The sequence below is a fragment of the Idiomarina sp. A28L genome (genome assembly GCF_000218785.1).
Classification (GTDB): domain Bacteria; phylum Pseudomonadota; class Gammaproteobacteria; order Enterobacterales; family Alteromonadaceae; genus Aliidiomarina.
In genome coordinates, this window is the sequence record NZ_AFPO01000025.1 from 123,108 (window position 1) to 136,935 (window position 13,828).

General features: G+C 46.6%; 12 protein-coding genes and 5 tRNA genes. 11 read left to right on the forward strand and 6 right to left on the reverse strand.

The genetic code is table 11. The annotated features are described in order from the left end of the window. Positions 1-182 precede the first annotated feature (182 nt). Positions 183-575, forward strand: coding sequence for an MAPEG family protein (locus A28LD_RS10835; RefSeq protein ID WP_007421121.1), 393 nt, complete (start codon positions 183-185; stop codon positions 573-575). Between the two features lie 65 nt (positions 576-640). On the opposite strand, the gene A28LD_RS10840 is transcribed toward A28LD_RS10835, so the two are convergent. The 5 genes from A28LD_RS10840 to A28LD_RS10860 all read right to left on the reverse strand — a co-directional run bounded on the left by A28LD_RS10840 (position 641) and on the right by A28LD_RS10860 (position 4,517). Beyond that, positions 641-716 (reverse strand) — tRNA-Val (locus A28LD_RS10840). A 59-nt stretch (positions 717-775) separates the two neighbouring features. Beyond that, a tRNA-Val gene (locus A28LD_RS10845) sits at positions 776-851 on the reverse strand. 41 nt (positions 852-892) lie between these two features. Next, positions 893-968, reverse strand: a tRNA-Val gene (locus A28LD_RS10850). Between the two features lie 110 nt (positions 969-1,078). Beyond that, positions 1,079-3,100, reverse strand: coding sequence for an excinuclease ABC subunit UvrB (uvrB, locus tag A28LD_RS10855; protein WP_007421122.1), 2,022 nt, complete (start codon positions 3,098-3,100; stop codon positions 1,079-1,081). Beyond that, positions 3,090-4,517: an MATE family efflux transporter gene (locus A28LD_RS10860; protein ID WP_007421123.1), complete on the reverse strand. Its 1,428-nt coding sequence runs from the start codon at positions 4,515-4,517 to the stop codon at positions 3,090-3,092. The genes uvrB and A28LD_RS10860 overlap by 11 nt, the downstream gene beginning before the upstream one ends. Before the next feature lie 206 nt (positions 4,518-4,723). Between A28LD_RS10860 and A28LD_RS10865 the strand changes: the two genes are divergently transcribed. The 3 genes from A28LD_RS10865 to A28LD_RS10875 all read left to right on the forward strand — a co-directional run bounded on the left by A28LD_RS10865 (position 4,724) and on the right by A28LD_RS10875 (position 6,815). Continuing rightward, positions 4,724-5,914: a pyridoxal phosphate-dependent aminotransferase gene (locus A28LD_RS10865; RefSeq protein ID WP_007421124.1), complete on the forward strand. Its 1,191-nt coding sequence runs from the start codon at positions 4,724-4,726 to the stop codon at positions 5,912-5,914. Between the two features lie 714 nt (positions 5,915-6,628). Then, positions 6,629-6,705, forward strand: a tRNA-Asn gene (locus tag A28LD_RS10870). Between the two features lie 33 nt (positions 6,706-6,738). Beyond that, a tRNA-Asn gene (locus A28LD_RS10875) sits at positions 6,739-6,815 on the forward strand. A gap of 28 nt (positions 6,816-6,843) precedes the next feature. Here the strand turns inward: A28LD_RS10875 and A28LD_RS10880 are convergent. Further along, the gene (locus tag A28LD_RS10880; protein ID WP_139043584.1) at positions 6,844-7,383 is read right to left on the reverse strand and encodes a phosphatase PAP2 family protein; all 540 of its coding nucleotides are present in this window, start codon (positions 7,381-7,383) and stop codon (positions 6,844-6,846) included. Positions 7,384-7,605: 222 nt separating this feature from the next. On the opposite strand from A28LD_RS10880, the gene rsxA reads away from it, so the two are divergent. From rsxA to nth, 7 genes are read left to right on the forward strand one after another with little or no spacing between them, the layout of a single operon-like run. Further along, positions 7,606-8,190, forward strand: a complete 585-nt coding sequence (gene rsxA, locus A28LD_RS10885; protein ID WP_007421126.1) for an electron transport complex subunit RsxA — start codon at positions 7,606-7,608, stop codon at positions 8,188-8,190. Further along, positions 8,187-8,783, forward strand: a complete 597-nt coding sequence (rsxB, locus tag A28LD_RS10890) for an electron transport complex subunit RsxB (protein WP_007421127.1) — start codon at positions 8,187-8,189, stop codon at positions 8,781-8,783. Before rsxA ends, rsxB begins: the two co-directional genes overlap by 4 nt. Continuing rightward, positions 8,783-10,711: an electron transport complex subunit RsxC gene (gene rsxC, locus A28LD_RS10895; protein WP_007421128.1), complete on the forward strand. Its 1,929-nt coding sequence runs from the start codon at positions 8,783-8,785 to the stop codon at positions 10,709-10,711. The genes rsxB and rsxC overlap by 1 nt, the downstream gene beginning before the upstream one ends. After that, positions 10,708-11,784 (forward strand): electron transport complex subunit RsxD, encoded by a 1,077-nt coding sequence (gene rsxD, locus A28LD_RS10900; RefSeq protein WP_007421129.1) that lies wholly within the window; start codon positions 10,708-10,710, stop codon positions 11,782-11,784. The genes rsxC and rsxD overlap by 4 nt, the downstream gene beginning before the upstream one ends. Then, on the forward strand, positions 11,784-12,446 hold the full coding sequence (gene rsxG, locus A28LD_RS10905) for an electron transport complex subunit RsxG (RefSeq protein WP_007421130.1): 663 nt from the start codon (positions 11,784-11,786) through the stop codon (positions 12,444-12,446). The genes rsxD and rsxG overlap by 1 nt, the downstream gene beginning before the upstream one ends. Beyond that, positions 12,443-13,141 (forward strand): electron transport complex subunit E, encoded by a 699-nt coding sequence (locus A28LD_RS10910; RefSeq protein ID WP_007421131.1) that lies wholly within the window; start codon positions 12,443-12,445, stop codon positions 13,139-13,141. Before rsxG ends, A28LD_RS10910 begins: the two co-directional genes overlap by 4 nt. A gap of 48 nt (positions 13,142-13,189) precedes the next feature. Next, positions 13,190-13,825, forward strand: coding sequence for an endonuclease III (gene nth, locus A28LD_RS10915; RefSeq protein WP_007421132.1), 636 nt, complete (start codon positions 13,190-13,192; stop codon positions 13,823-13,825). The last annotated feature ends 3 nt before the right edge of the window (positions 13,826-13,828 follow it).

Below are 13,828 nucleotides of genomic sequence, written 5' to 3' on the forward strand. Positions count from 1 at the left end.
GGGCATTATTTATTAAACATAAATTATTGAATGAGCGCGATTATAACAGAATTATCTGAGCCACTACACTGATCCACTTTCGAGTTATAGCTCTATTCATAGCTATAAAAGGTTTGTTGAATACACTGACCTATACTAGTTTTAAAAACAATAACGATAATTCCACAGCGAGGAACACCTCTGTGAACATAATATTCACTACCTTATTTATCACCATGCTACTGCCATTTTTAGCGAAAGCACCGTTAGTTATTGCTATGAATCGCCAACCCGGTGGTTACAACAACAGAAATCCGCGCAAGCAACAAGCCGCTTTAACGGGTTTCGGTGAACGAGCAACCGCAGCCCATTACAACAGCTTTGAAGCGCTTGCTATCTATGCTAGCGCTGTGCTCGTGGTTGCTATTTATGGCACCGCTGATGCAGTTGCTACAACACTAGCTTGGGTATTCGTAGCATCACGAGTGCTTTATTTAATTTGCTATTGGTATGATCACAGCACTATTCGTTCGTTAGTATGGTTGGCAGGGATAGTTTCTGCTTTTGTAATGGCAGGCCGAGCTATTTGGGGATAATCTGACCTCAAAACCCAGCCATAAAAAAACACCCTTTAATCGCTTAAAGGGTGTTTTTTTAGATATGGTGGATGGTACTGGGCTCGAACCAGTGACCCCCGCCTTGTAAGGGCGGTGCTCTCCCAGCTGAGCTAACCATCCTGGGATCTTGATTACACTCGCAACGCTCGTTCTATTACTTAAGCACTGCGATTAAAATTTGGTGGATGGTACTGGGCTCGAACCAGTGACCCCCGCCTTGTAAGGGCGGTGCTCTCCCAGCTGAGCTAACCATCCTGGGATCTTACTTTAATTCTAAATCATGCATTTCGCGAATTTGGTGGATGGTACTGGGCTCGAACCAGTGACCCCCGCCTTGTAAGGGCGGTGCTCTCCCAGCTGAGCTAACCATCCACATTTCGCTGAGTTGCAGGCCGCTATTATAGGGATGCGGCGAAAGCTGTCAACCGCAATTTGCCTGCTTTTCTCTTAACTGCCGATTTTTACACCATTTCGCCGAGAAATTAACCGTGCGTTTTTAACTGCTCACGCAATTGCTTCAATTCATCACGCATTTTTGCGGCCTTCTCAAATTCTAAATCCTTCGCCGCTTGATACATGTTCTTCTCGCGTACACTAATTTCTTGCATCAATTCTTTTGGATCTCGATACTCAGGAATACGAATTCCCGCGCCTGCGGCAGCCACCCGCTCTTTATCACGTTTCCGTTTCGCGGCGCCGCCACCTAGATCCATTACATCAGTAACTCGCTTATTCAATCCTTGTGGCGTAATACCATGCTCTTCGTTATACGCCACCTGCTTGGCACGGCGGCGATCAGTTTCGTCCATTGCGCGCTGCATCGAGCCAGTAATTCGATCCGCGTAAAGAATGGCTTTACCGTTCACATTACGAGCTGCACGGCCAATGGTTTGGATTAGTGAACGTTCGGCGCGCAAGAAACCTTCTTTGTCTGCATCTAGTATAGCCACCAACGAAACTTCTGGAATATCCAAACCTTCCCGTAACAAGTTGATACCAATTAGGGCATCAAATAAGCCTAAACGCAGATCACGAATAATTTCCATTCGCTCTACAGTATCGATATCAGAGTGCAAGTAGCGCACGCGAATACCATGTTCATCAAGATAATCAGCCAAATCTTCCGACATTCGTTTAGTTAGCGTGGTTACTAATACCCGCTCGCCTTTCGCGGCCCGCAAACGGATTTCCGACATGACATCATCAACCTGCGTTGCTACCGGCCGAATCTCAATTTCTGGGTCGATAAGGCCTGTTGGCCGCACTACTTGCTCAACAACATCGCCACCACACTTTTCAATTTCATAGTTGCCGGGCGTAGCAGAAACATAAATAGTTTGTGGGGAAATGGCTTCAAATTCGGCAAACTTCAACGGCCGATTATCAAGTGCCGAAGGCAGCCGGAAACCATAGCCCACCAAATTTTCTTTGCGTGAACGATCGCCCTTATACATAGCGCCAACTTGCGAAACCGTTACGTGCGATTCATCAATAATCAGCAAGGCATCATCGGGTAAGTAATCCATAAGCGTTGGTGGTGGCTCGCCAGGCGCTCGGCCAGAAAGATAACGTGAATAGTTTTCGATGCCCGAGCAATAACCAAGTTCCAACATCATTTCGATATCGAACTGGGTACGTTCACGAATTCGCTGCTCTTCAATTAGCTTATTTTCACCAATAAACTGCTCGCGGCGATCTTTAAGTTCTTCCTTAATTCGATCTATCGCTTCAACAATTTTATCCCGCGGCGTTACATAATGCGTTTTCGGATACACGGTAAACCGCGCCAAATCAGCCTGTAATACTTGCCCCGTAAGTGGCTCAAACAAGCTTATACGTTCAATTTCATCATCAAAAATTTCTATACGTACAGCGGTATCATCAGATTCCGCTGGGAATACATCGATCACTTCGCCACGTACCCGATAAGTACCGCGAGTAAAGGCTTCATCGTTACGTTTATATTGAATAGTAGCGAGATTTCGAATGATATCGCGAGGATCGATAATATCGCCACGGCGAAGGTGCAGCATCATTTTGCGATACGATTGCGGATCGCCCAAACCATAAATAGCTGAAACCGAAGCAATAAGAACAACATCGCGGCGCTCCATTAGTGCTTTGGTGGCCGATAAGCGCATTTGTTCGATATGCTCATTAATCGAAGCATCTTTTTCGATAAAGGTATCGGTGGTTGGCACATAGGCTTCAGGCTGATAGTAATCGTAGTAGGAAACAAAATACTCCACCGCATTATTCGGGAAGAACTCTTTCATTTCACCATACAGCTGCGCCGCCAACGTTTTGTTATGCGCCAAAATCAGCGTAGGCCGATTTGTACTGGCAATCACATTCGCCATAGTAAAGGTTTTACCGGAGCCAGTAACGCCCAACAACGTTTGCTGCGCTAAGCCAGCATCGAGATTTTCAATCAGCTTGCTGATGGCTTTTGGCTGATCGCCAGCAGGTTGATAATCTGAAACCAGCTTAAAATCACGCGCCATGCTGTTCTCCTTTCGGTTCATTTGCAGTGGCCGTAGCCACCGCATTCGCTGGCGTTAGGCGCCCTGCTTGCCCATTCGTTTCACGCATAAACCAGCGATAAGCAAGCCACGCAGTAATCGCGTTAGCTAATACTCCACCAGCAAACATTCCCGGTAACCCGGCAATGGTATTACCCAGCCAAGAAAGCGGCACAAACATTACAAACAAGCGCACTAAACTCAGTAGCAAAGCTTGCATTGGTAAGTGCAATGCATTTAATGATGAATTAGTAAGAATAATCCAACCTTGCACGCCATAGCCCAACGGCATGATCCAAACAAACAATGCCAGCACGCGAGCCACTTCAGCATCGCGAGCAAACGCGAGTTGAATTACCGGTAGCAACGCCAGCATTAGCAAATACACGGCCGCTTGCAGTAATAGAATAAGTTTTAGTGCGGTTTTATACGCTGTTTGCACGCGTTGGATCTTACCCGCGCCAAAATTTTGGCTAATAAAAGGCGGTAACGACATGGAAAGCGCGAGAATAACAACCGATGCGATTGATTCAATTCGAGAGCCCGCCCCAAATGCGGCAACGGCCGGTGCACCATGGGTTGCAACCATAGCAGTAAGCACCCCCATTGCGATGGGCGTAAGCATATTTGCGCTCGCTGCTGGCAAACCAATACGTAGCAGTTGTTTCGAAGCACGCCAAAAATCAACTAAGCCCGGTGGCAATGGTTCAATTAGGCGTTTGCGCCAAACCAAAAGATAGATAATAGCGGCAAAACCGATTAGCCAAGACCCCACACTAGCATATGCCGCTCCTTGCATTCCCATCGCCGGAATCGGGCCCCAACCAAAAATAAGAATTGGATCTAAAATAGCATTCGCCAAACCACCGCCAGCCATGATCAACGAAGGCGTTTTAGTATCACCCGAGGCGCGCAAAATACTGTTACCAACCATCGGCAGTACTAGAAATATGGCTCCTAAAAACCAAATATTCATGTAGTCGTCGATAAGCGGCTGAATTTCTGGTGTAGCACCGAGCATGGCAAAGATAGGCCGCGAAAAGATAAAGCCAAATAACGCCAAAAGGCCTACTAAAATTGCCGAAAGCCATAAAGCGGTACTACCGCTATTGCGTGCCTCTTCATCTTCATTGGCCCCTAACTTACGCGCTATTACCGCCGAGGTACCAATACCCAAGCCAATGGTTAAACTAATTACAGTAAAGGTAACGGGAAAGGTAAAACCAATTGCGGCCAGTGATTCAGTGCCCAAAAGGCTGATAAAGAAAGTATCAACTAAATTAAAACTAATGAGTGTGGCTACGCCGGCTATCATTGGCCAAGTCATTGCCCATAAGGTTGGCGTTATCGGGCCATTAAGCATTTGTTGTGATTTCTGTGTGGATGCCGCCGAGCGCATACCATCTCCTCGAACTACTGGGCTGGTGGCTACATTAATAATGCTGGAAAAAGCCTTCTGGAAAGCCTAATACTATACCCGAATTCCTGAATAAACACCATGCTCACGCTATTCCCGCCACTGGACATTTAGCCTCACTCCACATATAGTTAGCGGCCAGTGCTCACATCTTTTTTTCATAAAAAAACTACGTTAACAGGTGCCTTGTGGATTATAAACTTTCCAAGCGCGTCAATGCTATTAAACCATCTCCAACCTTGGCTGTTAGCCAAAAAGCTGCCGAACTAAAAGCAGCCGGTGCCGATGTTATTGGTTTAGGTGTTGGTGAGCCAGATTTTACCACCCCAAAATTTATCTGCGATGCTGCCAAGGCAGCCATTGATGCGGGTTATACACGATATACCGCGGTTGATGGTATTCCCGAATTGAAAAAAGCGATTTGCGATAAATTCGCTCGCGATAACCGCTTGCACTATGAACCAAACCAAGTTTTAGTTTCCGCTGGTGGCAAGCACAGCATTTTTAATCTACTTACTGCATGGCTTGATGAAGGCGATGAAGTGATTATTCCTGCGCCTTACTGGGTTTCTTATCCAGATATGACATTACTGGTAGGCGCAAAGCCAGTTGTGATTGAAGCTGGTATCGAGCAGGCCTACAAAATCACTGCCGAGCAACTTGCTGGTGCGATTACCGATAAAACCAAATTATTATTTTTGAATAGCCCTTCAAATCCAACAGGCATGGCTTACAGCGCTGAAGAATTAAAAGCGTTGGCCAAGGTGTTGCGCAAACACCCACAAGTGCTAATTGCCACCGATGATATGTATGAGCATATTTTGTGGACTAAAGAGCCATTTGTGAATATCCCCATGGTAGCCCCAGATTTGATCGATCGCACAGTAGTGCTTTCGGGCGTTTCAAAAGCCTATGCAATGACAGGTTGGCGCATTGGCTATGCTGCTGGCCCGAAAACAATTATTGCGGCAATGAAAAAAGTACAATCGCAAAGCACATCGAACCCTGCATCTATTTCCCAATATGCAGCGCTTGCTGCTTTAAACGGTGATCAAAGTTTTATTGGCGAAATGGTTACAGAATTTCGCACCCGCCACGATAAGCTCGTGGAGGGGTTAAGCGAAATACCCGGCTTAAAAGTAATTTCTGGCGATGGCACCTTTTATGCCTTCCCGAATATTGAAGGGCTAATGGAAAAAGTGGGCGTAGAAACCGATGTAGAGCTTTGTGAGCGTTTGTTGAGTGAAGCTAACGTTGCACTCGTTCCAGGCTCAGCATTTGGCTCTCCAGGCCATTTCCGCCTATCGTTTGCGGCAAGCCGCGAAGTATTGGCAGAAGCCGTTAAACGAATAGCGAAATTTGCAGCGAATTACCAATAAAGAAATTCGGCTCACCGATAATTTCAAAACAAAAAAGGCGTTAGAGTTCACATCTCTAATGCCTTTTCATTTTTATTTACGCAAAGGCAAAAAACAGCGGGTTTTCGCTACCCAAAAGAGCACTAAAATCGACCAAATTCAAACTCGAAACTTCAGATTAAGTCAAGTTGTCATATTTAGCAGATAGCATAAATTATCGCCAAGTTGGTAAGCACTCCGCGTTAACCACGCGAAAAATATAGTATTATTCTTGGAAAATAAATTAAAGTAATACACAAGCAAACGCGAATATTGCTGGAATAACGCACCAACGCTGTGCAAAATCCAACCTTTACGCATGAAGCTAGATAACTAATTGATTTTAAAAAGATATAAAAATCATGCCAGTTTTTAACCTACGTAATAAATCCGCTATAGCCCCCGTAAAACAGGCTCACCCACAGAGTTAACCACAGCTTTATCCACAGAAATAGTGGATAAGATCGTGTGAACCACGAGTACCAAGCGATCAGCTCAATTGTGGATAATTTGTTAACCCCCTCCACCATAAAAATCAGCAAAGAACCACTACTATTTTGTTTTTCTCACTACAACGATTAAAACAGAAACAACACGTTTAAAATCTGCGCAAATAAACGCTTATTGTAAAAATTATTGAGCTTCTATATTGACACTGTGAGCCCATGCCATTAACATCTCGCCCCGTTAAGCGATTCCCCAGTAGCTCAGTTGGTTAGAGCGGTGGACTGTTAATCCATGTGTCGTTGGTTCGAATCCAACCTGGGGAGCCACTTGCTTAACGCCTCAATATAAGAAACTTCAATTCCCCAGTAGCTCAGTTGGTTAGAGCGGTGGACTGTTAATCCATGTGTCGTTGGTTCGAATCCAACCTGGGGAGCCATTGAGCTCCACTTCTGAATTAATTCTTACTAGATTGTTAATGGTGTTGGCAGGAATGCCACTGTGAACGCAGCTATTGATGTGCCTAGAATGGCGCCAGCAATGACATCGCTTGGATAATGCACTCCAAGAGCAACTCGTGAAATTGCCACCGCAGCTGCCCACCCATAAAAAAGTGGTGCCCAAACCGGGAAGCTAGCGATAACTAATGCCGCAAATAGAAACGCCGCAGTAGAGTGCCCAGAGGGAAAAGAAAAACGATCGGCAGGTTTTAAAACTATTTTTTCTTTACGGCGCAAAATAGGCCGGTCGCGCCGCAATAAATTCTTCAAGGCGATAAACAGAGGAATCTCCAACGCAAATGCCAGAAGCACACGTTGAATAAACAGAATGCTACCTTCAAACGCTGCAATACCTGCTAGTAAGGCAAACAGGGCGTAATAAGGCCCATCACCACTACGTGATAGCCAAAAAGCAAGTCGGCTTTTTCTTAACGATCGCGTTGAATGAAATAACCAATGAAATGTCATCTCATCGAACGCTCGTAAGCGTTTAAAAATCGATATCAAACGAGAGTCCTCATCACTCTTTTCGGCCTCCCGGCAGCGAATTGAATTTTATATCTTACTGGAAACAATAAGTGCTGCCTACAGAGTAACGGCGGAAAATCGAGTATTTGCCACAATTACCCAGAAAAACCTACATTCTGTAAGTTGTTTCCCGAAGCGTAAACCCTGATAATAGCGGCATACTTTTCTATTCCCGTATATAGATACAGCAAAAGGTTGTAGATGACAGAAATACTCTTGCTTCTGGTGGCTACCGTTTTAGTAAATAATTTCGTGTTGGTTCAGTTTCTTGGGCTATGTCCGTTTATGGGCGTATCGAATAAATTGGAAACCGCTATCGGTATGTCGCTGGCCACTACATTTGTGCTCACACTTGCGTCTGTGAGCAGTTACTTAGTGAACCATTACATTCTGCAACCCTTCAACTTAATGTCGTTACGCACACTTAGTTTTATCTTAGTAATTGCAGTGGTAGTGCAATTTACCGAAATGGTAGTGCACAAAACCAGCCCCACGCTGTACCGCTTGCTTGGAATATTTCTGCCGTTGATTACTACCAACTGCGCTGTTCTTGGTGTGGCCTTGCTGAATGTAAATGAACAACACAACTTTACCCAATCAATTGTGTATGGTTTTGGTGCTGCTCTCGGCTTTTCACTCGTATTAGTACTTTTTGCAGCCTTGCGCGAACGTGTAGCCGCAGCAGATGTACCTCAGCCGTTTAAAGGCGCCGCCATCGGCATGATTTTGGCGGGCTTGATGTCGTTGGCATTTATGGGCTTTGCCGGGTTGGTTAGCACTTCATGAGTTGGTTTATCGGTATTATGGCATTGGCCACTATTGCACTTGTGGCCGGATTAATTTTAGGCTTTGCGGCTATCCGTTTCCGAGTGGAAAGCGATCCGATCGTGGAGCAAATTGATAATTTGCTGCCACAAACTCAATGTGGCCAGTGCGGTTACCCTGGGTGCCGCCCTTACGCTGAAGCAATTGCTAACGGTGATGAACTAAATAAATGCCCGCCCGGTGGCCAAGCTACCATAGATCATCTTGCTGATTTACTCGGCAGGGAAGCAAAGCCACTCGATGAAGCCCACGGTGAAGAGGCGCAAAAAACCGTTGCTGTTATTCGTGAAAATGAGTGCATTGGTTGTACCAAATGTATTCAAGCATGCCCGGTTGATGCCATTCTTGGCGCCGCGAAGCAGATGCATACCGTAATTGCCGATGAGTGCACAGGCTGCGATTTATGCGTTGAGCCCTGTCCAGTTGATTGTATTGATATGGTGCCGGTTGCCACCAAACCTGAGCGCTGGAAGTGGCAGCTCGATCAAATACCGGTGAACGTGATAGATGCGAGTAAAAGTACATCTGCTGAATCTGCGAGTAAGGCAAGTTGATGGCGATTAATATTTCCGCAAACAGCAAGTTATGGAGCTTCCCTGGTGGCATTCACCCGCCAGAGCGAAAGGCCCCCGCGAACCTGAAAAACATTCAACGCTTTCCGTTACCGCCAGCCGTGTTTATTCCGCTACGCCAGCATGTAGGCGAACCCGGTGAACTTTGTGTTGCTCAGGGTGATTATGTGCAGAAAGGCCAACCCCTTACCATTCCTGGAGTTGATAACGGGCTGCCAATACACGCCTCTACTTCAGGCACCATTACCGGTATTCTAGAGCACCCACTGAATCACCCATCTGGGCTTACTGGGCCTACTATTTGCATTCAACCCGATGGTAAAGATGCATGGTATCCGCGCCAGCCAATTGCCGACATCGATACAATTAGCCAACGCGAAGTACTACAACATTTGCAAGCGATGGGTATTGCTGGGCTCGGCGGCGCAGGTTTCCCTACTGCACGAAAAGTAGCAGGTGCACGCAATATTGATATGTTGATTATTAATGGTGTTGAGTGCGAACCTTACATCGTTTCTGACGACCGCCTTATGCGCGAACATGCCGATGAAATTCTCGCGGGTAGCCTTTTACTGCAAAAACTTACCTCAGCGAAGCAACTGGTTATTGCCATAGAAGATAATAAACCAGAAGCAGCCGCAGCATTTATGCAAGCGATCAGCGATTTGCAAACCGATACAAACTCAGCTAACCCGGTAGTGAAAGTAGTGCCTACTCGCTATCCTTCCGGTGGCGAAAAACAATTAATTCAAGTACTGACCGGTAAGCAAGTTCCCGTTCGCGGTTTACCTGCTGATATCGGTATATTAATGCAAAACGTAGCTACCGCTTTTGCGGTTTCTCGTGCAATTAACCATGGCGAGCCATTACTTGAGCGCGTGGTTACTATTACTGGAGAAGCTTTACAGCAACCTGGTACAGCTTGGGCTTTACTGGGCACTCCAATTGAATACTTGCTTCAGCAATCAGGTTTTAAGGCTGAAGAAATAAAGGCTGAGAACAAACAGCGGGTAATTATGGGCGGCCCGATGATGGGCTTTACCGTTACTAATTTGCAAATTCCGGTAATAAAAACTACCAACTGTATTCTTGCACCTTCACAACAAGAGCTCGCCCCAGCACAAGCTGAAATGGCCTGCATTCGTTGTGGTGCCTGTGAAATAGCCTGCCCTGCCTCACTTCTACCACAGCAACTTCAGTGGCTAGCGAAGGCAAAAGATTATGATGGCTTAAAACAACATCACCTTGGCGATTGCATCGAATGCGGTATATGTGCTTATGTTTGCCCTAGCCAAATTCCCTTGGTGCAATATTATCGACAAGCAAAAGCAGAAATTCGCGAGCAAGCCATAGAGCATCAGAAATCAGAAATTGCACGGCAACGTTTTGAAGCTAGGCAAGCTCGGCTTGAGCGGGAAAAAGAAGAACGTTTAGCTAAACATGAAAAGGCAGCTGAAGCGCGCAAAGCAGCGCAAGAAGCTCGAAAAAATGCGGCCGCTGCCGGTGATGAACAAGATCCTGTTAAAGCTGCTCTGGCGCGCGTAAAAGCTAAAAAAGCCCTACAAGAGAGTGAAGGTGGAACGGCAAAAACAGAACAGAAAGATGCAGTAGCCGCTGCCGTAGCTCGGGCGAAAGCCAAGAAGGCCGAGCGTGAAGCGAGCGAAGCCCCTGCAAACGATAAAAAAGATGCAGTAGCCGCTGCCGTAGCTCGAGCGAAAGCCAAGAAGGCCGAGCGTGAAGCGAGCGAAGCCCCTGCAAACGATAAAAAAGATGCGGTAGCCGCTGCCGTAGCTCGAGCAAAAGCGAAAAAAGCCGAACGTGAGCAATTAGCAAAGCTCGAAGCCGAGCACAAAAACGATATCGAAAACACGCAGGACGCAACGAACCATAAAGGTGACGACAACTCATGAGTTTCTATATTGCATCTTCACCGCATCATCACCAACGCCGCACCACTGCAAAACTCATGCAGCTGGTGCTTTTCGCTATGCTTCCTGGCTTTTTGGCGCAGCTTTATTTCTTTGGTTGGGGTGTTGTTTTTCAACTTTCATTAGCTATTACCGTAGCACTCGCCGCCGAATCTTTATGCTTAATTGCGCGCGATCGTGCCCCAAGTTCAGGCTTACAAGATAACACCGCTATAGTTACCGCAGCATTGCTTGCAGTAAGCATTCCGCCTTTAGCGCCGTGGTGGGTTATTGTTATTGGCACACTCTTTTCTATTGTTGTGGTAAAGCATTTATTCGGTGGTGTGGGCCATAACATATTCAATCCAGCAATGGCCGGTTATGTGCTACTGCTGATTTCTTTTCCTGTACAAATGACAGCGTGGATGCCACCCACGGGTTTTGCTACTAACGCCCCAAGCTTTATTGATTCGCTTTACCTCTTCTTATTTCAATTCACTAGCGAAGGCTTCAGCCTTGAACAAATGCGCCGCATCGATACCGGCTCAATGCTGGATGCGGTGGTAATGGCAACGCCACTCGATCACCTCAAAACGCAACTGGGCCAAGGCGCTACGCTAAGTGAAGCCTTACAGCATCCGCAATTTATCGGCTTTGCTGGCGCTGGTTGGCAGTGGGTTAATTTAGGCTATTTACTTGGTGGTTTATTGCTCTTACAGCAACGGGTAATTCAATGGCACATCCCGGTAGCTATGCTCGGTGCGCTTTCTGTTTGCGCCATTCTTGGCAGTATTTTTGCGCCTGATTATCTACCGGGCCTAAATATTCATTTGTTTAGCGGTGCCACCATGTTTGCCGCCTTCTTTATTGCCACTGATCCGGTTTCTGCTGCTACATCAAGCAAAGGGAAGCTGATCTACGCAGCGCTCATCGGCGTTCTTATTTATGTTATTCGTAGCTATGGTGGCTACCCCGATGCCGTGGCATTTGCAGTGTTACTCGCCAACCTATGTGTACCGGTAATCGATCAATACACACGCCCTGTTACTTATGGCCATAATAAGGAAGCCGGTTAATGCTGAAGAACATGCAAAAAAACGGCCTAATTCTTGGTGCTTTTGCCATTGCCGCCACTTCACTGGTAGTGGCCACGCAATACCTCACCGCTGATCGTATCGCTGAGCAGCAACGCAGTGAGCTATTACGCACGCTAAACGCGTTAATTCCAGCAGCACAGCATGATAACGACCTCTATGCCGATTGTTCACTGATCGCTGCTCCTGAAGCATTGGGCGCACCCCAGCAACCGGTGTATCGTTCACGCTTGCAGGGGCAAGCAAACGCTCTGGCAATTCGTGCTACAGCAACCGATGGTTACAGCGGCAACATTCATTTTTTGGTAGCGGTTAACCGCAACGGCCAAGTGCAAGGTGTGCGCGTTTTACAACACCGTGAAACCCCAGGGTTAGGTGATAAAATTGAACTAAAGAAAAGCGATTGGATATTATCTTTTGATGGTGAACGGGTGCGCAGTGAAAATGATTCTCGCTGGGCGGTGCGCCGCGATAACGGTATGTTCGATCAATTCACTGGCGCTACTATCACACCTAGAGCGCTTGTAAACGCAGTACGCAAAGCAGTTTGGTATGCGCAAGAAAATAGCCAAGAACTTTTCCGCGCCCCCACGAATTGTTATGCAGAAAGCGCAGAAATTATGGTTGCGGAGTTTGCAGAATGAGTAACGAATATCACACATTAAGCAAAGATGGATTGTGGGAAAACAACCCTGCCCTAGTGCAACTGCTTGGTTTATGCCCGCTCCTTGCGGTATCAGGCACCGTAACCAATGCGCTTGGCTTAGGTATCGCCACGCTACTCGTTTTAGTTGGCTCTAACATTACCGTTTCCCTAGTGCGCAATTTTGTACCTAACGAAATTCGCATTCCGGTATTTGTTATCGTTATTGCTACCTTCGTTACTTTAGTAGAACTCACCATGAATGCCTTTACCTATGGTCTATATATGGCGCTCGGTATTTTTATTCCGCTGATAGTAACCAACTGCGCCATTATCGGCCGTGCGGAAGCTTATGCTTCCAAGAATAATTGGTATAAGGCGGGTTTCGATGGGCTCATGATGGGGCTCGGCTTTGCGGCCGTATTAATTGCCCTTGGTGCGATGCGCGAGCTTATTGGCCAGGGCACTCTATTTGATGGTGCTGAATTGTTGCTGGGCGAATGGGCAAGTTCTTTGCGGGTGCAACTCATTGAGTTTGATTATCCGCTGCTTATCGCCATTTTGCCTCCGGGTGCTTTCATTGGCTTGGGCTTCTTAATTGCCGGAAAGAATTGGCTTGATGCCCGCAAGCGCGAAAAACTAGCCAAGGCACCGGTAGAGAAAGCACAACGCGCTCGTGTAACTCACGTATCCTGATCTGAAAACCTGATCTGAAGAAACTTCATCTGAGGAAAAGAGCAGCGAATGAATCAACAAAAACGTATCGAAATTTTAACGCGGCTGCGCGACAACAACCCAAACCCCACCACCGAACTTAACTTTAGTAACCCGTTTGAGTTGCTCATTGCGGTGCTCCTTTCAGCGCAAGCCACCGATGTTGGCGTGAACAAAGCCACCGGGCCATTATTTGCTGTGGCGAATAACCCTGCTGATATGTTGGCGCTTGGGGTTGATGGGGTGAAGCACTATATAAAAACGATTGGTTTGTTCAATACGAAAGCCGAGAATACGATTAAAACCTGCCGGATTCTGGTAGAAAAACACAACGGCGTTGTACCCGAAGATCGTGAAGCGCTAGAGGCACTGCCCGGTGTTGGCCGAAAAACCGCAAACGTGGTGTTAAATACGGCCTTTGGTTGGCCCACCATTGCGGTTGATACTCATATATTTCGGGTGAGTAATCGAACTAAGTTAGCGCCAGGTAAAAATGTTGATGCCGTGGAACAACGATTATTAAAAGTGGTGCCTGCCGAATTTAAAGTAGATGTGCACCACTGGCTGATTCTCCATGGCCGCTATACTTGCATTGCTCGCAAACCTCGTTGCGGCTCCTGCATTATCGAAGATTTATGCGAGTTTAAAGATAAAACCGAGATCTAAACG